The organism is Brucella sp. NBRC 12950 (assembly GCF_030268145.1).
Taxonomy (GTDB): Bacteria; Pseudomonadota; Alphaproteobacteria; order Rhizobiales; family Rhizobiaceae; genus Brucella.
In genome coordinates this window covers 238,477-262,898 of sequence record NZ_BSQC01000004.1, presented here as the reverse complement: position 1 = coordinate 262,898, position 24,422 = coordinate 238,477, and the positions used below count along the sequence as shown (strand labels likewise).

Here is a 24,422-nt window from a genome sequence, read left to right as displayed (position 1 = left end):
GGAAACCAGAATGCCGCAAGTGCTGGAAATGTATCAGGTGGACGCGTTCACCAAACGTGTCTTCGCCGGAAACCCTGCGGCAGTTCTGATCCTGAAAGACTGGCTGAGCGATGCGACCATGCAAGCAATCGCTGCGGAAAACAATCTCGCGGAAACAGCTTTTGCGTGCCCTGCAGAGGATGGCTGGAAGCTCAGATGGTTTACACCGACGCTTGAGGTCGATTTCTGCGGCCATGCCACTCTGGCAACGGCGCATGTTCTGGCTTGGCACCACAAGATTGATGGTGAGCTGCATTTTCACACCCGCATAGGCAAGATCAGTGTTTCGCGCGCGGGCGACGATTATGTGCTTGATGTTCCGTCCATTGCTCCAGACCAGCTTTCCGAGCTGCCCGCGTTCACTGCACCACTGTTTGAGAATGAGAGCGGAGCCACGTTCTTCAGAAATTTCGAGAATATCTATGTGCAGCTTGAGGATGAGGCTGCGGTCAGGGCTTTCGTGCCTGATCATATCCAGATTGAAAAACTGGGATCAGTCGGCCTGGTGATTACCGCACGAGGATCGTCGCACGACTTTGTTTCGCGTTATTTTGCGGCGGGATCGGGTATCCCGGAAGATCCGGTTACAGGATCTATCCATGCGACGCTTGTTCCCTATTGGGCTCAAAAGATCGGGAAAAACAAACTGTCCGCTTATCAGGCTTCGGCCCGTGGTGGACATTTGGGATGTGAGCTAAAAGGCGACCGTGTTTTGCTCACCGGCAACGCCGTAACATTCATGAAAGCCGAGATTTATATCCCGTAAAGAATAAGGGCGCCGAATAGTTCGGCGCCCTGATCGCTTTGGATCGTTTTAGCAATCAAGCAAGCGGCGGAATGCGCAGCACCTGACCCGGATAGATTTTGTCCGGATGCGTCAGCATCGGCTTGTTGGCTTCAAAGATGATGTCGTTCTTTGCGCCCTTGCCTTTGCCATATTGAGCTTCGGCGATTTTCCAGAGATTGTCGCCCTTCTTGACCGTGTAGAAGACGGGTTCGGCACCGGTCGTCCCGGCTCCATCGACTTTCAGTTCCGAGGCTTCCACTTTGGAAACACCAAGCGAGTTGCCCACAGCGATAATAGCTTTTTCAAAAGCCGACTGATCCTTCACATTGCCGGTCAGGACGGCCTTGTCGCCCTGCACGCTCACCTGCACGCCATCGGTGCCGAGATTATGCGAGTCGAGTTCCTTCTTCAGATCATCGGCTTTGGGTTCATTTTCACCGAAACCAAGCTTGGTTCCGACCGACTTCACGAAATCGAAAATTCCCATGGGGCAAATCTCCCTGTTGTTGCTAAACTATTGATGCGTCGTATCAAATATCAGAACCAGAGATGAGCTAGCGCTTCTTGCAGCCAATCAATAGGCTACAAAGTACAGCTCGACGAAAATTGGTCAAGACAGGATTTTCCGGAAATTGCTCAATAAGTTCTGGCACTTAATTAGCATGCCCCTTCGATAAGACCGTTTTAACGACCAAGATTGGTACGGGCGAGTTCAACGATTTCATCACCACGACCGCTGATGATGGCTTTGAGCATATAAAGGCTGAAGCCCTTCGCCTGCTCGGCCTTGATCTTGGGCGGCATTACCAGTTCCTGTTTGGCTGTTAACACATCGACCAGAACCGGACCGTCATGCGCAAAAGCCTGCTTTAATGCCTCCGGCAGATCAGCGGACTCCTCTACGCGAAAACCTTTGATGCCGATGGCTTCCGCCATGGCTGCAAAATTCGGGTTTTCGAGGTCGGTTCCAGAGGTCAGATAGCCGCCCGCTTTCATTTCCATCGCCACGAAGCCAAGCGAGCCATTGTTATAAACAATGATCTTGGCGGGCAGATTGAGCTGCTTCAACGACAGGAAATCGCCCATCATCATGGTGAAACCGCCATCGCCGGACAGTGAAACGACCTGTCGTTCCGGCGCTGCAGCCTTTGCGCCCAGCGCCTGAAGCATGGCATTGGCCATTGAGCCATGATTGAAAGAACCGAGCAGGCGACGCTTGCCATTCATGGTGAGATAGCGTGCAGCCCAGACGGTAGGCGTGCCGACATCGGCGGTAAAGATCGCATCTTCATCCGCAATCTCATTGACGAGGCGGGTGAGATATTGCGGGTGGATCGGCTGGCCTGGTTTTGATGGTGCTGCCAGATCATCCAATGCCTCGCGCGCTTTCGTGTAATGTGTCTTTGCAGCATCGAGGAACTTCGTGCTGCGACCAGATTTGAGCTTCGGCAAAAGGGCTGCGATTGTTTCCGACACATCGCCGGTCACGCCCAATGTGAGCGGCGCACGGCGTCCGAGCTGTGAAGGATCATTGTCGATCTGAACGATCTTTGCCTTGTCGGGATAGAAGTTGCGATAAGGGAAACTGGTGCCAAGCATCAGCAGCGTGTCGCAGTTGAGCATGGCGTGATAGCCGGATGAAAAGCCGATCAGGCCGGTCATGCCAACATCAAAGGGATTGTCCCATTCGACATGTTCCTTGCCGCGCAGCGCATGAACCACAGGCGCCTCAAGCTGTTCGGCCAATGAAACGACAGCATCATGGGCGCCAGCGCAGCCGCTGCCTGCCAGAATGGTGATCTTCTCAGAACCGTTGAGAATATCTGCGAGCTTAGCGACATCCTGATCAGACGGAACCATGCGTGGAGGCGAGATCGGCGTCCAGGTCTGCTTTGCCCCTTCAGGTGCCTGCTTGAGCGCAACGTCACCCGGAATGACGATCACGGCCACGCCGCGCTTTCCGATGGCCGCGCGCATGGCGCGGTTCAGCACTTCGGGCATTTGTGCAGGGTTGGAAACCAGCTCAACAAAATGGCTGCATTCGCGGAACAGTTCCTGCGGATGGGTTTCCTGAAAATAGTCGAGGCCGATTTCGGATGAAGGAATATGGGCTGCAATCGCCAGCACAGGTTCGCGGTTGCGGTGACAATCAAAAAGCCCGTTGATGAGGTGCAGATTGCCAGGCCCACAGCTGCCAGCACAAACGGCCAGTTCGCCGGTGACAGCCGCTTCGGCCCCTGCGGCGAAGGCTGCGGTTTCCTCATGGCGGACATGCATCCAGTCGATCTTGCCAAGTCTTCTGAGGCTGTCATTCAGTCCGTTGAGGCTATCGCCCGTGACGCCCCAGATACGTTTAACACCTGCTTCGGCCAAGGTCTGAGCCAGAAGATCCGCAACAGTCATGCCCATGATTTCACCCTTTTCACAATCCTGAAGATCCAGTTAGGACTGAAGATCAAGTTAGGGCGCGGGGCGGATGTGGGAAGCCGTCAAACGGCATCAATCGATGCCGTTTGAATTACAAAAGTTATTTTGTGCAACTCTCGATGAAACGAGCGAGATAAGCATCAAATTCCGCTGGCGTTTCGCGAAATGGCGCATGTCCAGCATCGTCGATAACGTGGGTTTTGCCTTCCCAAAGATTACCGAATTTTACCTTAGAGACGAAGTCGAGTTCGACGAAAGGTTCGTCGCGTCCATTGACGACTGCAATGGGAAGCTTTGCTTGAGCGACGATGTCGCGCTGGTTGCCTCCGGTGCCAGCGGCGAATTTTTCAAACATGATGCGGCGCGCGCGGCCGTCGGTACGGGCAACGATATCGAGAAGCGATGCTTCGAATGGTTCGCCACAGGTGCTGCGTGCGTAAGAATCCACATCGCGCTCGGAAAAGACTTCCTGTCCGGCAAGCGCCATGTCGGGTCCACTCTTGAACCCCTGCCCCACTTCCTCGCGCGCTACGGGTGGAGTTCCGGTAATCATAAGGCCACGCATTTCATGATAACGGGCAATCATCTCGATACCGATATGGCCACCGAGCGACCAGCCGAAAACGACAGCATCGGCAATGCCGAGCTGCTGCATGACTTCCGTCATCGCATCCGCATAGCCTTCCATCGAATAGCTGCGATCAGGATCAATCGCATCGGAAGATTTGCCATGGCCCGGAAGATCAGGTGCTATCACGCGCCATTTTTTGCCGATCTCGCCTTCGAGCTGTGGTGCGAAAATTGCGCCCGAACTTGAATTGCCATGGATCATCAGAAGAGGAGCGCCCTCGCCTTCGCTTTCACGCACAGCAATGCGGCCATGGCTGGTTTCAAGCTCGTGATAATTGATTGTCATGTTGTCTGTTCCCAAAATGCGAATGGTATATTTGTTTTTACGCGCATCTCCTTCCGAAAACCGGTTCCCACTTTTCGGGATGCGCTTAATCGTAAGAAACCTTGCCGCGGCCTTTCTTGATGTCAGAGCGTCCGGATTTAGCCTTGAGGCGGCGCTCAATCGAGCCTTTTGTCGGCTTTGTTTTCCTGCGCGGTGGCGGTGGCGGAACTGCTGCCTCCTGGATCAGCGCAATCATCCGCTCACGGGCATCTTCGCGATTGCGTTCCTGTGTGCGAAAGCGATTGGCCTCGATCAGTATGTCACCGTCCTTGGTGCCTTTTTGACCAGCAAGCTTGAAAAGACGGGAAAGCACATCTTCGGGAAGGCCGGAGCGTGCCGCATGAAAGCGCAGCTGCACGGCGGTCGAAACCTTATTGACGTTCTGACCACCGGGACCGGATGAGCGAATAAAGCTCTCCTCCAGATCGTCCTCGTGGATCGTCAGGCGGTTGGTGATGCGAATGATGTTGCGGCTTTCTTCCATGATGGAAAGTGATACACCGCTTTCTAACGCATGTCTCCCAAAAGTGGGAACCGGTTTTGGGATAAAGACATGCGTAAAAACAAATGGATAGAGCGAGCGCGGTGGATACGATCAAGCGCGACACGTTCTATCCGTTAGACAAAAGAAAAACCCGGCCTTTCAGCCGGGCTTCTCCTCCTCCTCAGGATATCAATCACATTTATTGTGCGGCGATCTGGGTCGCTGGCGCAGCGTCCTTCACATCGTGATCGACATGGCTTTCGAACTTCTCGAAATTGTTCACGAACATATCGACAAGTTTTTGCGCCTGTGCGTCGTAAGCTGCCTTGTCAGCCCAGGTCGAACGCGGATCGAGAATGGACGTATCCACGCCCGGCACTTCAACCGGCACGGCGAAGCCGAAATTCGGATCAGTACGGAATTCCGCATTATTGAGCGAACCGTCGAGCGCTGCTGCAAGAAGCGCACGGGTAGCCTTGATCGGCATACGCTTGCCGGTGCCATAAGCGCCGCCGGTCCAGCCGGTGTTGACCAGCCAGCAATCGACCTTGTGTTCGGCGATCAGCTTGCGCAGCAGATTGCCATATTCCGATGGATGGCGCGGCATGAATGGCGCACCAAAGCAGGTCGAGAACGTTGCTTCAGGCTCGGTCACGCCCTTTTCGGTACCGGCAACCTTGGCGGTGTAGCCTGACAGGAAGTGATACATGGCCTGCGCAGGCGTAAGCTTGGCGATCGGAGGCATGACGCCGAAGGCATCAGCGGTAAGCATGATGATGTTCTTTGGCTGACCGCCCTTGCCCGTCGATGATGCATTCGGGATGAAGTCGAGCGGATAGGCGCAGCGGGTGTTTTCAGTCAGCGATACGTCATCGAAATCCGGTTGGCGGTTTGCATCCAGCACAACATTTTCCAGCACAGTGCCGAAGCGCTGCGTAGTTGCGTAGATTTCCGGCTCGGCTTCAGCTGACAAACGAATGGTCTTGGCATAGCAGCCGCCTTCGAAATTGAAGACGCCATCTTCGCCCCAGCCGTGCTCGTCATCGCCGATCAGCGTGCGGGTTGGATCAGCCGACAGCGTGGTCTTGCCAGTGCCGGACAGACCGAAGAAGACAGCCGTGTCGCCGTTCGGGCCTTCATTGGCCGAGCAATGCATTGGCATGACGCCCTTGGCAGGCAGAAGATAGTTGAGCGCGGTGAAGACCGACTTCTTCATTTCACCAGCATAGGAAGTGCCACCGATCAGCACAATCTTGCGGGTGAGATCGACTGCGATCACCGTTTCGGTGCGCACGCCATAGCGCGCAGGATCGGCCTTGAAGGAAGGTAGGTCGATAATGGTCATTTCAGGCACGTAAGAAGCAAGCGCTGCTTCTTCCGGACGGATCAGCAAGTTGCGGATGAACAGCGAATGCCATGCATATTCAGTGACAACACGCGCGTTGATCTTGTTGTCTTCGTCTGCGCCGCCGATGAGATCCTGTACGAAAAGCTCCTTGCCCTTCGCATGTTCGATGAAATCGGCATAGAGAAGCTCGAAAGCCTCCGGCGTCATTGGCTTGTTGTTGTCCCACCAGACCTGATCTTCGGTGTTTGCATCGCGAACCACGAATTTGTCTTTTGGCGAACGGCCAGTGTGCTGGCCCGTTCTAGCAACAAGGGCTCCTTGTGCTGAAAGCTCTGCTTCGCCACGGCGAATAGTCTCTTCATAAAGCCGGGCCGGTCCAAAATTATAAAAGACTGCGGACAGTTCCTTCAATCCTGAAGTGGCAATGGAAGCGGCAGTATTGTGAATGCCGATCTCTTTCATGGTCTCTCCGCCATCTGGTTCTAAAGTTTGTTGGCCCGGTTCATTTTAATCCGGGATGGCAGTCAGAAACAGATTAATTAAATCAAATCAAATATTTAATCGATTTAAAAAAATTGAAACTTTTTTAAATCGTTTAATCTTCACGTTATCGGGTGTATTTTTCATCGAGAACAATTGCCGATTGCATTAACCAAGGAAAAGGAATCGCAGCGGGGCATGGATGGTTAGTTGAGCGGCTGCCACATTTTGTACCTAATTTGTACTGCACAAGCGGCATGACTATTATACTATTGATTTGTCGGGCAGCTGGAACCACTTCTTAGGTGAACTGACAAAGAGAATTTGCAGACGAGACGCCAGAAGGCGTTCGGTTATTTCTGCCGCTGCCGTGATCGGGGCGGTTTAAAAAGGAGAAGGTCCGCATGAAGGAAGCTTCGGCAACGCAGACAATTGCGCTGGTCGACGATGACCGCAACATTCTGACCTCCGTTTCCATTGCTCTGGAGTCGGAAGGCTATCGCGTGGAGACCTATACCGATGGGGCTTCCGCTTTGGATGGCCTGATGGCGCGTCCACCGAACCTTGCGATCTTTGATATCAAGATGCCGCGCATGGATGGTATGGAACTTCTGCGCCGCCTGCGCCAGAAGTCTGATCTTCCGGTCATCTTCCTGACGTCCAAGGACGACGAAATTGATGAATTGTTCGGCCTCAAGATGGGCGCTGACGATTTCATCACCAAGCCGTTCTCGCAGCGTCTTCTGGTCGAGCGTGTGAAGGCCGTGCTGCGCCGTGTTGCGGCTCGTGATGGCACCGCAAAGCCGACCGGCCAGCAGGCCAAGTCACTGGAACGTGGCCAGCTGGTCATGGATCAGGAACGCCACACCTGCACCTGGAAAGGTGAGCCGGTAACGCTTACTGTGACCGAATTCCTCATCCTTCACTCGCTTGCACAGCGCCCCGGTGTTGTGAAAAGCCGTGACGCGCTGATGGATGCGGCTTATGATGAGCAGGTCTATGTGGATGATCGCACCATCGACAGCCACATCAAGCGCCTTCGCAAGAAGTTCAAATCGACCGATGACGATTTTGAGATGATCGAAACGCTCTATGGCGTCGGTTACCGCTTCCGCGAAGCGTAATATGAAGTTATGAGAGCGCCGGGCCATTAGAGGCCCGGAGGCTTATTAGAGCATTTCCAGCAAAAGTGCGAAGCGGTTTTGCGTCGGATAATGCGATAAAAACAAAGAGATCGAGCATTCCCCATGATTCATCCTGAATAGGAAATGCTCTAAGAAAGTAAGATTGAAGCGACATGGTCGCCGAAACCCGGAAAGACAGTGCCGTTACCATGAGAGAACGTAGGGCGCGGCGGCAACGTTCGCTTTTCCTGCGTCGTCTTTTTGCGCCCTTCAGCCGGTTTCTGGGTCAGTTTCTCTTCTCAAGCCTGACGCGCCGTATTCTCTTCCTCAATCTTGCAGCCCTTGCCGTGCTTGTTTCCGGCATTCTTTATATGAACCAGTTCCGAGAGGGGCTGATCGACGCCAAGATCGAAAGCTTGCTTACGCAAGGCAAGATCATTGCGGCAGCTATATCTTCATCCGCAACGGTTGATACCAATTCGCTGATGATCGACCCGGAAAAACTTCTGGAGCTTCAAGCGGGACAAAGCATTACGCCTTCGCCCGATTCACCGGATAACTGGGAATTCCCGATTAATCCGGAAAAAGTCTCCCCGATGCTGCGCCAGCTGATTTCACCGACCAGTACGCGCGCCCGCATTTACGATCATTACGCCAACCTTCTGCTTGATTCCCGCTCGCTCTATGCCCCGGCTTTCGCGTCTGGCGGTCCGGTTTTCCGTTATGATCTGCCAGCAATCGAAGAAGATGAACCGAGCGCCTGGGAACGCTTTACCGGTTGGTTCTCACGTCTGTTTTATGGCGGTGGTCTGCCGCTTTATCAGGAACAGCCCGGCGGCAATGGCCTCGCCTATCAGGAAATCGTTCGTGCGCTGACTGGCTCTCCGCAAACAGCACAGCGGCGTAACCAGCAGGGTGAATTGGTCGTTTCGGTGGCAGTGCCCATCCAGCAGTCGCGCGCAATTCTGGGCGTCCTTTTGCTTTCGACCGAAGGTGACGATATCGACAAGATCGTGCAGGGCGAACGCATGGCCGTTTTCCGGGTCTTTGGCGTTGTGGCCGCGGTCATGGTGATTCTGTCGCTGTTTTTGGCGTCGACGATTGCAAGCCCATTGCGGAAGCTGGCGGCTGCCGCCGACCGTGTGCGTCTTGGTGTTAAGAGCCGTGAGGAAATTCCGGATTTCTCCGAACGTCAGGACGAAGTTGGGCATCTTTCGACCTCTATCCGCGCAATGACCGATGCGCTTTATACGCGCATCGAGGCGATTGAGAGTTTCGCAGCTGATGTGAGCCACGAGCTGAAAAACCCCCTCACCTCGCTGCGCAGCGCCGTTGAAACGCTGCCGCTCGCCAAGAACGATGATTCGCGCAAACGCCTGCTGGATGTAATCCAGCATGATGTGCGCCGCCTGGATCGCCTGATTACCGATATTTCTGATGCCTCGCGTCTGGATGCAGAGCTCGCGCGCGAACATTCCGACCGCGTCGATATGAAGACGCTGCTCAACAGTCTGGTCAATGCTGCGCGCGAAGTTCGTCGCAACAAGATTGGTACAGAGATTGTATTCAATACGGGCAAGTTCCCGGCGGGCAAGAAGGGCTTCTTTGTTGCCGGTCATGACCTGCGTCTGGGACAAGTCATCAGCAACCTGATCGAAAATGCGCGTTCTTTCGTGCCGGAAGATACGGGCCGGATTGAAGTTACCCTGACTGGTGAAGGTGGCCGTTTGCGTGTTCTGGTCGAAGATAACGGCCCCGGTATTCCGATTGAAAATATCGAGCGTATTTTCGAGCGCTTCTATACTGATCGCCCCGCATCGGAAGCTTTCGGCCAGAATTCGGGTCTTGGGCTTTCGATCAGCCGCCAGATCATTGAAGCTCATGGCGGTACGCTGACAGCAGAAAATATCATTGATGCGGATGATCCGGATCAGATGAAGGGCGCCCGCTTCATCGTCGATCTTCCGGCTAGCGCGTAATTTCGACATGACACCCGAACAGGAAAAAAGCGGCCTCCATGCAACAACTGTTCAGTTGCAAGGACGCGGTGTCATGCTGATGGGAAAATCCGGTGCCGGAAAGACAGAACTCGCCCTCACCCTGATTGAGCGCGCCAAGATGCGCGGCGATCAGGCTTGTCTTGTTGCCGATGATCGCACGCTTCTGCATGTGGAGGGTGAAAGACTTGTCGCGAGTGTTCCCGATGCACTGGCTGGAGGAGTAGAGATTCGCGGTGCAGGTCTGTTCACTGTTGCTTATGTGAAACAGACGCTGCTTGATCTTGTGGTCATGCTGGTTGGGCGTGATGAAGCAGAGCGTTATCCCAGCGGCGAAAAATGGCAGTTTGACGACATTGAGGTGCCGCGTCTCTTACTGCCTGCGCTGTCGTCAAATGGCGATTCCAACGCGCTTTCCCGGGCTATAGAGGCCAGTCTCTTCTACAAGACTTGGCCCTGACAATTCGAATGATTATATAATTCATAAGAATCCAAAAGACGTGCCTAACGCTGCGGCATTTTGCTTTTTTCAAGGCAGAGCTGAAATTTTTCACTTGATATCAAGATTTGCCCTGCCAAGATGCACAACTCGTCGGCTAGAGGCCGGCAGGGTTTTTGTGCCATCTGCGCCTTTGGCGGGTTCAAGCGGCGGGTACACGACAGGAGCTTTTAAAGTATGATCGGACTCGTGCTTGTTACGCACGGAAGGCTGGCCGAAGAGTTTCTCCATGCGGTTGAGCATGTGGTTGGCCCGCAAGACAATTTCGAGACCGTATGTATCGGTGCCGAAGATGACATGGAACAGCGTCGTCGCGATATTGTCGATGCCGTTGATCGTGCCGATAATGGCAGAGGTGTCATCGTTCTGACGGATATGTTCGGCGGCACACCGTCGAATCTGGCTATTTCGGTGATGGAAGAAGGCAAGATCGAGGTGATCGCTGGTGTGAACCTGCCGATGCTCATCAAGCTTTCAAGTGTTCGTATTGGTGGAGACATCAAGACGGCACTGCGCGAAGCGCAGGATGCGGGGCGTAAGTACATCAATGTTGCAAGTCAGGTTCTGACAGGAAAGTAGTCCATGCATCCAACCGTAGCCGTTACCGGCGAATACGATGCCGATAGCGCCTTGTCCCGGTCTTTCGAGATCGTCAACAAGCGCGGTCTTCACGCCCGCGCATCGGCTAAATTTGTGCAGCTCGTCGACGGTTACAACGCTCATGTCCGCGTCAGCAAGGACGGAATGACTGTTGGCGGCACGTCGATCATGGGTTTGATGATGCTGGCAGCCTCCCCGGGCTGCTGCATCGACGTTCGCGCATCTGGCGAACAGGCTGACGCCGTGCTCGATGCACTTCAGACACTTATTGCCGATAAGTTCGGCGAGGAGTGCTGAGTCTCCGGGCGTTCCGCTGCTTCTCAATCAATTGATATAGACACATAAAGATTTCTTTATGTTGCGTTGTGCTGTGCGTGCTGATCTGCTAATCAGAACGCCAGCCGAAGCCCTTTCGCATCCTTTTGGGCTTCTAAACAAATTTGATTGGAGCAGATGATGACCGCAAGTCAGGATTTTGTCGTCAAGGATCTCGGTCTTGCCGATTGGGGCCGCAAGGAACTCGATATTGCTGAAACCGAAATGCCGGGCCTGATGGCCGCGCGCGAAGAATTCGGCAAGTCGCAGCCGCTCAAGGGCGCGCGCATCTCCGGTTCGCTGCATATGACGATCCAGACCGCCGTGCTGATCGAAACACTGAAGGCGCTGGGCGCCGATGTGCGCTGGGCTTCCTGCAATATTTTCTCGACGCAGGATCATGCAGCGGCAGCTATTGCAGCCACCGGCACGCCGGTTTTCGCCATCAAGGGCGAAACGCTTGAAGAATATTGGACCTATACCGACAAGATCTTCCAGTGGACGGATGGCGAACCATCCAACATGATCCTCGATGATGGTGGCGATGCTACCATGTATATCCTGATCGGCGCGCGCGCTGAGGCTGGCGAAGACGTTCTTTCCAAGCCTGAAAGTGAAGAAGAAGAAGTTCTGTTCGCGCAGATCAAGAAGCGTATGGCTGAAACCCCAGGCTTCTTCACGCGTCAGCGCGATGCGATCAAAGGTGTGACCGAAGAAACCACCACAGGCGTCAATCGTCTTTACCAGCTGCAGAAGAAGGGCCTCCTGCCCTTCCCGGCAATCAACGTCAATGACAGCGTCACCAAGTCGAAGTTCGACAACAAGTACGGCTGCAAGGAATCGCTGGTTGACGGCATCCGTCGCGGTACAGACGTCATGATGGCTGGCAAGGTTGCTGTCGTTTGTGGCTATGGCGACGTTGGCAAAGGCTCGGCTGCATCGCTCGCTGGTGCCGGTGCCCGCGTGAAGGTCACGGAAGTTGATCCTATCTGCGCGCTTCAGGCTGCAATGGACGGCTTTGAAGTCGTAACGCTCGATGACGCAGCTTCGACCGCTGATATCGTGATCTCGACGACCGGCAATAAGGACGTCATCACGCTCGATCATATGCGCAAGCTGAAGGATATGGCCATCGTCGGCAATATCGGTCACTTCGACAATGAAATTCAGGTTGCAGGACTGCGTAACCTGAAATGGACCAACGTGAAGCCACAGGTCGATCTGGTTGAATTCCCGGATGGCAAGCGCATCATCCTTCTCTCGGAAGGCCGCCTGCTCAACCTCGGCAACGCAACCGGCCATCCAAGCTTCGTTATGTCGGCTTCCTTCACCAATCAGGTTCTGGGCCAGATCGAACTCTTCACGCGTACCGACGCGTATAAGAATGAAGTCTATGTCCTGCCAAAGCACCTCGATGAGAAGGTTGCACGTCTGCATCTCGACAAGCTCGGCGCCAAGCTGACTGTGCTTTCTGAGGAACAGGCCGCATATATCGGCGTAACGCCGCAAGGCCCATTCAAGTCGGAACACTACAGGTATTAATTACCCGTTAACCATACTGCTACATCTTGTAGGTCGGGCATCTTTACGTTGCCCGGCCTTTATTTTTGCGTGCAACACGCTTCACGCGGATTCACGGTGAGGGTATTGTGAAGACGAATCAATGTGTTTTGACGGGTGTTTGCGTTGGGCGTTTTTTGCCGGTTCAGGCGAAAGACGGGCGACCTATTCATCCTCGAAACATGTCTGGCTTTCAGCATTGTGGCGATGCGAGAGAGCTGGAATGAAGAATTTTGAAATACGGGAGCCCTCTTTTTGAGGATGCTTCCGGGCGGCGGAGACAAGGGAAATATGCCAGAGACCGGCTCAATGGGGAGCTTGCGGAGCAAATCCGCATACAGCGCAGGCAGGCACCTGAAAGCATCGCTTTCATTGGCTGCAAGCCCTCTCAAACGGGTTGTTCTCAAGGCTTCAGTTTCCTTTGCCGCACTTGTTGCGGCTGTTCCGGCATTTGCACAAGGTGCTGAAAATTCCGCACGTATCGAATTGCCTTTCGGTGGCAGCGTCGGTGCTTTTGAAGTTATCCAGTTTTCGATGTTTTTGGGCGCCATGGGCGCAGCCCTCCTCTCGGCTGGCTGGCTTATCCGCGACCGCTCAAAAATTGCGCATCAAAACAATGATTTGCGCTCGCGCCTCTCGGATATGAATCTGACCGCGCAGCGCAATGAAGCGTTGCTTAATCTCAAAGATCAGCGTGCAGTCGTCTGGGATGCCCATGGCGCGCGTGCCGATGTGGTCGGGCAACTGCCGTTTGATAGCGGCGCGCCGCAGGATCGCTCGCATTTCCTCGCTTTCGGTCGCTGGCTGCGTCCGCAATCGGTTGCCGAGCTTGAACGCGCGGTTTCAGCGCTGCGCGAGCAGGCCCATGCTTTCGATCTGACGGTCGAAACCAGCAATGGCACCCTGCTCGACGTCTATGGCCGAACTTCCGGTAGCTTTGCTATCGTGCGTTTCCTTGGTCTTCAGGGCGTTCAGGCCGAGCGTGCCGCGCTTCAGGCACAGAACCGCGAGCTATCAGAAAAACTGGCTTTGTTGCGTCATCTGCTCGACCGTCTTGAACAGCCGGTCTGGGTGCGTGGCACCGATGGACGCATGGAATGGGTCAATGCCGCCTATGCGCGAGCTGTGGATGCTGTAGACGGCACACAGGCAACGTCCGAGCGTCGCGAGCTTTTTGGCGCGCAGGCCCGTCAACGTCTGGAACGTGATCGGTTTGCAGAGCCTGATCTATATGAAAAACTGCCTGCCGTCGTGCGTGGCGACCGCCGCATTTTTGATGTGACGGATGTGAGTGCGGAGGCAGGTTCTGCCGGTCTGGGCTTTGATCTCAGTGAAGTCGAGCAGATCCGCGAAGAATTAAGTCGTACATTGAAGAGCCATGCTGAGACGCTCGATCAGCTTTCAACCGCTGTGGCGATCTTCGATCCGGATATGAAGCTGCAATTCTTCAATCAGGCTTTCGTTTCGCTCTGGTCGCTCGATACAGCCTGGCTTGAGACACATCCGAGCAATACGCTGCTGTTTGACCGTCTGCGCTCGGAAGGCAAGCTGCCGGAACAGCCGGAATGGCGCAAATGGAAGGATTCCATGCTTGCGGCCTACCGCGCTGTCGAGCCGGAAGAACATATGTGGCATCTGCCGGATACCCGTATCCTGCGCGTGGTTGCCAATCCGCATCCGCAAGGCGGCGTGACGTGGTTCTTCGAGAACATGACCGAGAAGTTCGAGCTTGAAGGTCGTTACAACACGCTGATCAAGGTGCAGGGCGAAACGCTCGACCATCTTGGAGAAGCCGTCGCCGTGTTCGGCTCCGATGGCCGTTTGCGCCTGTCCAATCCGTCTTTTGCCGACCTCTGGTCGCTGCCTGCAGCCATCACCGTTGAAGGCACGCATATCTCAACCATTTCCAAGCTCTGCGGCCAGCGTGGCGGCGATGGCATATGGGATGATTTCGTTTCCTCTGTCACCGGCTTCCTGGATGAGCGCAACGGGCGCATGGGGCAGGTTGAACTTGATGACGGTGTGATCCTTTCCTATGCGGTGGTGCCGCTGCCGAAAGGTCAGACGATGCTCACTTTCATCGATGTCACCGATACGGTGCGCGTTGAACGGGCGCTCAAGGAAAAGAACGAAGCGCTTTCGCTTGCCGATCAGATTAAGAACGACTTCGTGCAGCATGTGTCCTACGAGCTGCGTTCGCCGCTGACAAACATTATCGGCTTTACCGAGCTACTACAGACACCGGCCTTTGGTTCACTCAATGAGCGCCAGCTGGAATATCTGGATCACATCGGCACATCGTCTGCCGTGCTTCTGACCATCGTCAACGACATTCTTGATCTTGCAACGGTCGATGCAGGCATCATGCAGCTCGATATCGATGATGTCGCTGTCATGGACGAAATCTCGGCTGCGGCAAAGCGTGTGAGCGAGCGTCTGCAGGAACATGACATCGCGCTCAATGTCGATATTGCCGATGACGTGGAAACCTTCAGAGCCGACGCCAATCGCGTGCGTCAGGTGCTGTTTAATCTCCTGTCCAACGCCTCCAATTATGCACCGGAAGGTTCCACTGTTTCGCTGCAGGTTGTCCGCGAAGGCACGGATATTCTGTTTGCCGTGCATGATGACGGTCCGGGGATGCCGGGCGATGTGCTTGATACTGTGTTCAAGCGTTTCCAGGCCTATCAGAACGGCGGACGCAGGCGCGGTGTGGGGCTTGGCCTTTCCATCGTGAAGAGCTTTGTCGAACTGCATGGCGGTCGCGTGGAAATTGAAACCGGCGCAGATATCGGAACAACCGTTATTTGTCGCTTCCCGGCGGAAGCGCGCAGCTTCCGTGTTGCCGCCGAATAAGGTAAACGGGGCTTTATGAGCACCCCAATCAGTAGCCCGATAACCCGTCTTGAATTGTTCCTGCCCGATGAGGCTGCGACCAAACGCTTTGGCGAGGATTTCGCTTTGGCGCTGATCAAAGGCGATCTCGTTACCTTATCGGGCGATCTTGGCGCTGGTAAATCCTCGCTCGCACGCGCCGTCATTCGAGCGATTGCCGATGATGAGGGGCTTGAGGTGCCAAGCCCGACATTCACGCTGGTGCAGAGCTATGAGGCGCTGCGCTTGCCCGTCGCTCACGCTGATCTTTACCGGATTTCGCATGGCGAAGAGCTGGATGAGCTGGGACTTGTCGAGTTTCTCGAAGATGGTGTTGTGCTGTCCGAATGGCCGGAGCAGGCAGAGGGCTTTTTGCCGGAACCGAGCTTTGCCGTCACATTAACCCATGAAGGGGCAGGGCGGCGCATTGTAATTAGCGGGGCAGACGCTGCGATTTCGCGTCTTGAGCGCACGCTGAAAATCCGCACTTTCCTGGAAAACAACGACCGGACAGGGGCCACGCGCCGCTATTTGCAGGGCGATGCTTCACCGCGCAAATATGAGATTATCGACAGTGCGCACGGCGTTGAAATTCTGATGAATGCGCCCGCGATGCCCTACGATCCGCCATTGCGTAACGGCAAGTCCTATCGCCAGCTTGCGCATATTGCAGAGAATATTCAGGCTTTCGTGGCCATTGATGATCTGCTTGCGAAAAATGGCCTGCGCGTGCCGCAAATGCGCGCTGTTGATATTGATGCAGGACTGCTGATCCTTGAACATCTTGGGCTTGAGGGTATCAGGGCTCCATCTGGTGAGCCGGTGGTTGAACGCTATGAAGCGGCTGGACGGTTTCTTGCGCATCTTCATAGGGTTCAGTGGCCGGACCATGCGCCTGTTGCAGGCTATCCAGATCACATCATTGCACCTTTTGATCGCGATGCCATGATCATGGAAGTGAGCCTTGTCGGGCAATGGTATGCGCCACGCATGATGGGTCGCAAGCTGAGTGATGCAGAAGTGCAGGCTTATGAAGGGGCATGGGACAAAGTTCTCGATGCTATTGCCGATTGCGAGAAAAGCCTGCTGCTGCGCGATTATCATTCGCCAAACCTGTTCTGGTTTGAGGATGCGCGAGGCGCAAACAAGATTGGCACAATCGACTTTCAGGACGCGATGATCGGCCCTGCTGCCTATGATGTCGCGTCGCTGGCGCTTGATGCTCGCGTGACGATTACGCCGGAGCTCGAAAAGGCAGTGGTAGATGCCTATTGCGATGAACGCCGCAAGCTTGGCCATGTGTTTGACGAAGCGGCTTTCCGCATGGCTTATGCCGCCATGGGTGCGCAGCGCAACGCCAAGCTGCTGGGTCTGTTCGTGCGGCTTGATGAGCGTGATGGCAAGCCGCATTATCTCGCGCATCTGCCCCGCATTCACGACTATCTTAGCCGCGTCTTAAAGCATCCGGTCATGGCACCGGTCGCCCGCTGGTTTGATGATCTCGCATTGCTGGAGAAACAATGACACGTCCTGATACAGCAATCATGCTTGCAGCAGGTCTTGGCAAGCGTATGCGCCCGATTACCGAAACCATGCCCAAGCCACTGATTAAGGTTTTCGGCAAGCCGCTGATCGATTGGGGCTTGGATGCGCTGGCGGGTGCAGGCGTTGAGAATACAATCGTCAATGTTCATTATTTAGCCGACCAACTGATCGACTATCTTGGCAGTCGCTCAAAGCCGAAAATCACGATCTCCGACGAGCGTGATCTGCTGCTCGATTCCGCAGGCGGTATCGTCAATGTGCTACCACAGCTTGGGGGGAAGCCGTTCTACGTACTCAATGCCGATACATTCTGGGTTGGTGATGAGGAGCAGCCAAATATTTCGGCGCTGGCGCATGTCTGGGACGATGCCCGCATGGATATTCTTCTCATGACGGCGAGGCTCGATCAGGCAACAGGTTTTGAAGGCAAGGGCGATTTCGTTGGGGATGAAGAGGGCCGCTTGCGCCGTCTGCGTGATGTCGCAGGCGACCCGGTCATCTATGCCGGTGCAGCAATCATTCATCCGCGTATTTTTGCCAAAGCCGAGCCGGGTGTTTCATCGCTCAACCGCTATTTCGATGAAGCCATTGCAGCCGGACGTCTTTATGGTATGCCCATGACCGGGCATTGGCTTACGGTGGGAACACCGGAAGCAATCGGCGAGGCGGAGGCTGTGCTTTCCGCAATTGCGTAAGGAGAGCATGGCGGAATGACCATTACGAGGCCGAAGCTTTTTTCCATTCCATCCGGCACAGCTTTTCTACCAGCCTTTGCCAAGGCACTTCTGGAAGGTCGCCTGATTGAAGGCTTTCCGGGTGATGCCTCTGATCCGCTGGCATTAGCGAACGCGACTATCTATGTGCCGACGCGCCGTGCGGCGCGTGCGCTTCGTTCCATTCTGGTTGATATGAATCCGGCTAAATCTGCGATCCTTCCGACCATTCGCCCGCTGGGCGATGTGGATGAAGATGCAGCTTTTTTCAATGCGGCCACAAGCGGCGTATTCGATCTTAATCCGCCAATTGGCAAGGCTGAACGGCTGTTGCTGCTGGCGCGGCTCATTCGTCCATGGCGAGAATCGCTGCCTGCGCATGTGCGGGCGCTGTTTGGCGTCGATGATGTTTCGGTTCCCGCAACAACCTCTGACGCGATTTGGCTTGCGCGTGATCTGGCTGGCCTGATGGATCAGGTCGAAACCGACAATGCCAAATGGAGCGAGCTTGCCAGCATTGCGCCCGATGACCTTGCCGACTGGTGGCAGGTTACGCTCGGTTTTCTCGATATTGTCACGAAACTCTGGCCGGAAATTCTGGAAGAGCGCAAGCTGTCCAATCCGGCAGCGCACCGCAATGAATTGATCTGGGGCGAGGTGCGGCGACTGCGCGATCATCCGCCGCAAGGGCCTGTGATTGCGGCTGGTTCCACAGGCTCCATTCCCGCGACTGCCGAGCTTGTTTCAGTCATCGCCCGATTACCACAAGGTGCTGTGGTTCTGCCGGGACTGGACCGTGATCTTGATGAAGGCGCTTGGAACCTGCTGGGAGCTTCGGATGATAATCCGTCCACCTTTGGCCATCCGCAATATGGTCTCCACAAGCTGTTGCAGGCTATTGGCGTATTACGCGAAGATGTCGAGCATATCGAAGATATGCCGGTTAACAAGCGCGTGTTGGAGCGTGTGGTCAGCGAAGCACTGCGCCCGGCGGAAACCACCGATGCATGGAGCCTGCTCAACCGCGATGCGGATATGCAGCCCCAAAGATTGCTGCAATCGGCTCAAAAGATCGATCTGATTGAAACCGCCAATGAGCGTGAGGAAGCGCTGGCAGTGGCCCTGGCGCTGCGCGATGCGATCAGTGATGAAAACAAGACTGCAGCATTGGTTACTGCCGATAGAAATCTCGCGCGCCGCGTGGTGGGCGAACTCGCCCGCTTTGGCATCGACGCCGATGATTCCGGCGGTCGCCATTTGCGCGATATCGAAACCGCGACGCTGATGCGCCTCATGGTCGAAACCGTGTTCAACCCCGGCGATCCGGTGGCTCTGTTAGCGTTGGTCAAGCACCCGATGCTACGGCTTGGCGGCAAGCGTATCGAGCGGCGACTGGCTGCGGAAACGCTCGAACTGGTGGCGTTCCGTGGCGGTACGGGCAGGACATCGATCATTGATCTTCCCGGCTTTTTCGATCGCCGCATGGAAGAAAGCGCCAGCCAGTCATGGCAACCGGCATGGCACGCGACTGTTACGCCTGACATGATCGAAGCGGCGCGCGCGCTTTGCGTGAGCCTGTCGGAAGCTATTGCGCCGCTTGCACCTTTTGCCACCATTAACCGGCGAACGGATATTGGCGAGATTACACGGGCAACTGTGGAAGCGCTGGAAAATCTGGCGCGTGATGAAAGCGAAAGCGTCACACGTTATTATTCCGGCGAGCATGGTGAGAAGCTGGCTTCATTTCTGCGTCAGCTTGTGGCGAGCGAAGCGGGACTGGACTTTGAGGCTATTGAATGGCCCGCAATTCTTGAAGCTCTGATGTCGGGCGAAACCGTCAAGCCGCATCCAGGTGGCCATCCGCGCGTCTTCATCTGGGGGGCGCTGGAAGCGCGTTTGCAGACCATGGATACGTTGGTGATCGGTGGTCTCAACGAAGGCACATGGCCCGCCAAGACGCGCAACGACCCGTTCATGTCGCGCCCTATGAAGGCGATGATCGCGCTTGATCCACCTGAGCGCCGTACCGGCCTTGCAGCACACGATTTCCAGATGGCTCTTGGCATGGATCATGTCGTGCTTTCGCGTTCGCAGCGTTCTGATAATGCGCCGACGATTCCGTCGCGTTGGTTGCAGCGGCTTGAAACGGTGCTGGGTTCAGATGTGACCAAGGATATGCGCTCACGTGGGCAACGTTTTATCCATTGGGCGCGTGAAATCGATCAGGCACCTGACGTGCCTTTTGTCAAACGCCCGGAACCGGCACCGCCTGTAAGCGCGCGACCCAAGCATTTTTCTGTCACGGAAATCGAAACCCTTCGTCGCGATCCTTATGCGATCTTTGCCAAAAAGATTCTGAAGTTGCGTCCGCTGGAGCCGCTGATCCGCGATCCGGCAGCCGCAGAACGTGGAACGCTTTTTCACGACATTCTTGGACATTTCACAGAAGAGGGCTTTGATCCGCTGGCACCGGATGCGAGCGCGCAACTTGAAGAGTTTGGCCGGCATTTCTTTGGCGAAATGGATCTGCCCATTGAGATCGAAGCAGTCTGGTGGCCGCGTTTTACCGCTCTTATTCCGCAATTCCTCGAATGGGAGCGGGAACGCGCGTATAATGTTCAGACCCGCTTTGCCGAAATTTCGTCGGATAAGCGCGAGGTTGAAAGTCTTGGCATCACTTTGTCGGGCCGTGCCGATCGTATCGATCTGATGCGCGATGGAACTGCGGAAGTGATCGACTATAAGACCGGCTCCACGCCATCGCCACGACAGGCGCATGTCCTCTTGTCGCCACAGCTGGCGCTTGAAGCAGCCCTTCTCGTGCGCGGTGCGTTCCGCGAACTGGGGTCGGTTCGCGCGTCTGATCTGACCTATGTGCGCTTGCGGGCAGGCGGCGAGGTGAAGCCGGAATCGATTTTGAAGATCGGTCGGCCACCATCTGAAAAGACCGCACCCGCCCTTGGCGAAGAGGCATGGCAACGATTGGCGCAGCTGCTTGCTGAATATCAGAATCCGGCTAAGGGTTATCTTTCCCGCGCGCTTCCTTTTCGTGAGACAGATTTGACTGGCGATTATGATCATCTTGCACGCGTGCTGGAATGGTCCGCTGGTGGTGATGCTGGCGGGGAGGGCGGCGAATGAAAAAACAACGTGTCATTCCAAAGGAAACAATCGACGCGCAGGCCAGTGCCGCCAATCCGCTGGCCTCTGTCTGGGTGTCGGCGAATGCCGGTTCGGGTAAGACTCACGTTCTGACCGAGCGCGTTATCCGGCTGCTGCTCGAAGGCACTGATCCATCAAAAATCCTTTGCCTGACCTATACCAAGGCGGCAGCCGCCGTCATGCAAAACCGCGTCTTTGCGCGATTGTCCGAATGGGCAATGTTGCCGGATGAGGATCTGGCTGACAGGCTTGTCAAGCTCGAAGGCAGGCGCCCGGGAGCGACACGGCTTGCGGTGGCACGCAGGCTTTTTGCGCGCGCGCTTGAAACGCCGGGCGGGTTGAAAATCCAGACCATCCACGCATTTTGCGAAGCCATCCTGCATCAGTTCCCGCTTGAGGCGAATATTGCAGGCCACTTTGAGATGATGGACGATCTTATGCAGGTGGCTCTTGTCGGCGAAGCGCGACGCACCCTGCTTGAGACCGCGCACGGCGGCGGTGATCCGGAACTGGCAAACGCCTTTGCCGATGTCATGCAGGCAGCGGGCGAGATGGGTTTGCAGGCACTGCTTGATGAGGCTGTTGGTCGCCGCAATGGCTTGCAGCAATACATTTCTGCGCTTGGTAATGCGGATGAGCGCAGCGAGACTTTGCACAGGCATTTCCGTTTTAGGCCAGACACGCGCGAATCCGATTTGCTGGATGATATGTGGCCGGTGCCGGAATTTTCAGACGATGCACTCGATCTCATTTTGTCGATCCAGAAGGGTGCGGCACGCGCACATGATTTTGCGTTGCAGCTCAAGCAATATGACAAGGTCAAAAGCAGCTTCGACAAGGAAGCCGTTCTGCGCGCTTCCTTCCTGAAAGCCACCGGCGAAGCAAAATCCGGTTCCTATGTCGGCTCGGCTGCGGTCAAAAAGCTGCTGCCGGATTTCGAGGAAGATTTTAATGCCGCAGCAATGCGTGTTGAACTCGGTCTCGACAAGATCAAGGAGTTGCGGCTTATCCGGCTAAATCTGGCCGGGCTCACACTCATTGATAATCTCCTGCAGCGCTATCATGATTTGAAGCGCAAGCGCGGCCTGCTCGACTTTGAAGACCTGATTACCCGCACGGTGGCGCTTCTGGCGCGTGATGGGGCGGGGCAATGGGTACAGTATAAGCTTGATCGTGGCATTGATCATATTCTTGTCGATGAAGCACAGGATACCAGCCCCGATCAGTGGCAGGTCATCCGCATGTTGTCGGAAGAGTTTTTCTCGGGCCTCGGTCAGCGTAATGTGCAGCGTACGCTGTTTGCCGTTGGCGATGAAAAACAGTCGATCTACTCGTTTCAGGGCGCAGTGCCGGAAGACTTTGCTGCACAGGGCAGGGCGGTCAGCCTCCGGGCACAGGATGCAGAGCTTAAATTCGAGCGCGTAAGCCTCAATTTCTCGTTCCGTTCGGCCCCTGATGTTTTGCAGGCCGTGGACGAAGTTTTTGCTCGTCCCGAGGCCAATCGCGGCTTGTCAGGTGCCACTGTTCACTCCGCCATTCGCGATAATGAGCCGGGCGAGGTGGAAATCTGGGATATGCTGACGCCGGAAGAGGTGGAGGAGCCCGACGACTGGCGCGTGCCGGTCGATCATTTGCAAGCTCCAGCTATCAAACTCGCCGAACAGATTGCAGCAACCATTCGCTACTGGCTTGACCGCGGCGAAACCATTCCGGGCCAGAACCGCAAACTTGCGCCGAAAGATATTATGGTGCTGGTTCGTAAGCGCGATCAGTTCATGCCAGCGCTTTCGCGCGCACTCAAAGAGCGCCATGTGCCGGTGGCTGGTGCCGACCGCCTCAAGCTTACAAGCCACATCGCCATTCAGGATCTGATGGCGCTGGGGCGTTTCGTGTTGCAGCCGTCAGATGATTTGTCATTGGCTTCGCTTCTCAAAAGCCCGCTGTTTGGCTGGGATGATGACAGACTGTTTGCGCTCGCCCATCCGCGCAAGAGCGGCGAAACGCTGTTTGAGCGCCTTTATCATGCATCCCTTGAAGACCCGGCACGGATCGGCGTTCATAAGACGCTGAGCCGTTGGCGCAATATGGCCGACACCATGCCGATCTTCGAGTTCTATGCGCGGATTCTCAGCGCAGATGGTGCAAGACGTAAGCTTTTGGCGCGGCTTGGACCGGAAGCAGGCGATATTATCGATGAATTCCAGAACTATGCGCTTTCGGCTGAACGCGCTGGTCTGCCGGGTATGCAGGCATTTCTGGAAACGCTTGATGCCGCCTCGCCGCAGATCAAGCGCGAACTTGATCAGGGCCGCAACGAAGTACGTATCATGACGGTTCATGCCGCCAAGGGGCTTGAGGGTGCTGTGGTGTTTCTGGTTGATCCGGGTAATGCCGTCTGGAGCGGAACACGCGCGCCCAAGCTGATCCCGTTTGATCTCAGCAATGACGGGCCACAGGTCAAAGGCTATCTCTGGCAGCCCAACGCTGGCTATCAGACCGGCTTTTTGGCGTCACAGATTGAAGGCTTGAAGGCTCGTGCGGAAGAAGAATATCGCCGCCTGCTCTATGTAGGCATGACGCGTGCTGAAGATAAGTTGATTGTCTGTGGCTATCGTGGTTCGCGTGAAAGCGGCGAGACATGGCACAGGCTGGTTGAAGATGCGCTCACAACCAAGGCTGAGACCTTTGTGCATCCGGTATCGGGTGTTGCCGCCCGGCGCTATCGCAACACGCCGCGCGGTCTCACTGAGATTGCAGAGCCTGAAGTGGCGAAAGCAGCAGAGCTGCCACCGCTGCCGCTCGACTATCTCAAGCCCATAAAGCCGGAACCGGGGTTGCCGCGTCCGCTGGCGCCATCGGGTGCATCAGCACTGATTGAAGCGGATGAGGAGCCACCGCTTGATACGCTGTCGCCGGTTCTGGGACAGGGCGGCGAGACGTCTGCATTTGCTCTTCGTCGCGGTACGGCGATCCATATGCTGTTGCAATATCTGCCAGAAGTGACCGCGAATGAGCGCGAGAAGCTTGCACAGGATTATCTGGCACGCATTGCTGCCGACTGGCCGGAAGCTGAACGCGCGAAAGCCTGGGCGAGTGTTGCAACAATTCTGGCCGATCCAAAGTTTGCGCCGGTTTTTGCTCGCGGATCGCGTGGTGAAGTGGCGGTCATGGGCACGATCAATCTCGGCGGAAAAGACCATGCCGTCTCGGGTCAGATCGACCGCATCAGCGTTGATGAAAACCGCGTGCTGATTGTGGATTATAAAACCAATCGACCTCCACCACAGACCGTTGAAACTGTGCCTTTTGCCTATCGCGCACAGCTGGCGCTTTATCGGGAATTGCTTGCGCCTCTTTATCCGGGAAGGGTTGTTGAAGTGGCTTTGCTCTTCACGGAAGGCCCGTATTTGCTGCCATTGCCGGAAAACGTGCTCAATGAAGCATTGAAGGCTCTCAGTGACTCTCAAGGAAAGGTGAGCAACCAGAGCTTGACGAATGCGGGCTGACACGCCA

17 protein-coding genes are annotated in these 24,422 nt (G+C 55.3%); 12 read left to right on the top strand and 5 right to left on the bottom strand.

The window, feature by feature from the left end; all coding sequences use genetic code 11:
- The first annotated feature begins 10 nt into the window (after window positions 1-10).
- Window positions 11-805, top strand: a complete 795-nt coding sequence (locus tag QSJ70_RS08610) for a PhzF family phenazine biosynthesis protein (RefSeq protein ID WP_285535773.1) — start codon at window positions 11-13, stop codon at window positions 803-805.
- A gap of 55 nt (window positions 806-860) precedes the next feature.
- Here QSJ70_RS08610 and lysM read toward each other — a convergent pair whose 3' ends face one another.
- The 5 genes from lysM to QSJ70_RS08585 form a co-directional block, all read right to left on the bottom strand.
- Window positions 861-1,313: a peptidoglycan-binding protein LysM gene (gene lysM, locus QSJ70_RS08605; protein ID WP_007872476.1), complete on the bottom strand. Its 453-nt coding sequence runs from the start codon at window positions 1,311-1,313 to the stop codon at window positions 861-863.
- Between the two features lie 197 nt (window positions 1,314-1,510).
- A complete protein-coding gene (gene poxB / locus QSJ70_RS08600) occupies window positions 1,511-3,235 on the bottom strand; it encodes a ubiquinone-dependent pyruvate dehydrogenase (RefSeq protein ID WP_215775840.1) in 1,725 nt (574 codons plus the stop codon).
- A 118-nt stretch (window positions 3,236-3,353) separates the two neighbouring features.
- Window positions 3,354-4,169: an alpha/beta fold hydrolase gene (locus QSJ70_RS08595; protein ID WP_215775841.1), complete on the bottom strand. Its 816-nt coding sequence runs from the start codon at window positions 4,167-4,169 to the stop codon at window positions 3,354-3,356.
- Between the two features lie 85 nt (window positions 4,170-4,254).
- Window positions 4,255-4,692, bottom strand: a complete 438-nt coding sequence (arfB, locus tag QSJ70_RS08590) for an alternative ribosome rescue aminoacyl-tRNA hydrolase ArfB (protein ID WP_079212475.1) — start codon at window positions 4,690-4,692, stop codon at window positions 4,255-4,257.
- Between the two features lie 199 nt (window positions 4,693-4,891).
- The gene (locus QSJ70_RS08585) at window positions 4,892-6,502 is read right to left on the bottom strand and encodes a phosphoenolpyruvate carboxykinase (protein WP_112804490.1); all 1,611 of its coding nucleotides are present in this window, start codon (window positions 6,500-6,502) and stop codon (window positions 4,892-4,894) included.
- Between the two features lie 422 nt (window positions 6,503-6,924).
- Here QSJ70_RS08585 and QSJ70_RS08580 point away from each other — a divergent pair, with 422 nt between their 5' ends.
- The 11 genes from QSJ70_RS08580 (at window position 6,925) to addA (ending at window position 24,415) form a co-directional block, all read left to right on the top strand.
- The gene (locus QSJ70_RS08580; protein ID WP_007872489.1) at window positions 6,925-7,644 is read left to right on the top strand and encodes a response regulator transcription factor; all 720 of its coding nucleotides are present in this window, start codon (window positions 6,925-6,927) and stop codon (window positions 7,642-7,644) included.
- 173 nt (window positions 7,645-7,817) lie between these two features.
- The gene (locus QSJ70_RS08575; RefSeq protein ID WP_215775843.1) at window positions 7,818-9,623 is read left to right on the top strand and encodes a sensor histidine kinase; all 1,806 of its coding nucleotides are present in this window, start codon (window positions 7,818-7,820) and stop codon (window positions 9,621-9,623) included.
- 7 nt (window positions 9,624-9,630) lie between these two features.
- Complete coding sequence (locus QSJ70_RS08570; protein WP_215775844.1) at window positions 9,631-10,101, top strand: HPr kinase/phosphorylase; 471 nt, start codon at window positions 9,631-9,633, stop codon at window positions 10,099-10,101.
- Between the two features lie 216 nt (window positions 10,102-10,317).
- Window positions 10,318-10,719 carry a PTS sugar transporter subunit IIA gene (locus tag QSJ70_RS08565; protein WP_007872512.1) on the top strand — a complete coding sequence of 134 codons (402 nt, stop codon included), beginning with the start codon at window positions 10,318-10,320 and terminating at the stop codon, window positions 10,717-10,719.
- A gap of 3 nt (window positions 10,720-10,722) precedes the next feature.
- Window positions 10,723-11,037 (top strand): HPr family phosphocarrier protein, encoded by a 315-nt coding sequence (locus tag QSJ70_RS08560; protein ID WP_064322245.1) that lies wholly within the window; start codon window positions 10,723-10,725, stop codon window positions 11,035-11,037.
- Between the two features lie 159 nt (window positions 11,038-11,196).
- Entirely contained in the window at window positions 11,197-12,597 is a 1,401-nt protein-coding gene (gene ahcY / locus QSJ70_RS08555) for an adenosylhomocysteinase (RefSeq protein WP_007872530.1), read from the top strand.
- Between the two features lie 327 nt (window positions 12,598-12,924).
- A complete protein-coding gene (locus tag QSJ70_RS08550; RefSeq protein WP_502871674.1) occupies window positions 12,925-15,471 on the top strand; it encodes a sensor histidine kinase in 2,547 nt (848 codons plus the stop codon).
- A 15-nt stretch (window positions 15,472-15,486) separates the two neighbouring features.
- Window positions 15,487-17,013 (top strand): tRNA (adenosine(37)-N6)-threonylcarbamoyltransferase complex ATPase subunit type 1 TsaE, encoded by a 1,527-nt coding sequence (gene tsaE / locus QSJ70_RS08545; RefSeq protein WP_445558121.1) that lies wholly within the window; start codon window positions 15,487-15,489, stop codon window positions 17,011-17,013.
- Window positions 17,010-17,729, top strand: coding sequence for a nucleotidyltransferase family protein (locus QSJ70_RS08540; protein WP_215775845.1), 720 nt, complete (start codon window positions 17,010-17,012; stop codon window positions 17,727-17,729). Before tsaE ends, QSJ70_RS08540 begins: the two co-directional genes overlap by 4 nt.
- A gap of 15 nt (window positions 17,730-17,744) precedes the next feature.
- A complete protein-coding gene (addB, locus tag QSJ70_RS08535; RefSeq protein ID WP_285535759.1) occupies window positions 17,745-20,888 on the top strand; it encodes a double-strand break repair protein AddB in 3,144 nt (1,047 codons plus the stop codon).
- Window positions 20,885-24,415, top strand: a complete 3,531-nt coding sequence (addA, locus tag QSJ70_RS08530; RefSeq protein WP_285535757.1) for a double-strand break repair helicase AddA — start codon at window positions 20,885-20,887, stop codon at window positions 24,413-24,415. Before addB ends, addA begins: the two co-directional genes overlap by 4 nt.
- The last annotated feature ends 7 nt before the right edge of the window (window positions 24,416-24,422 follow it).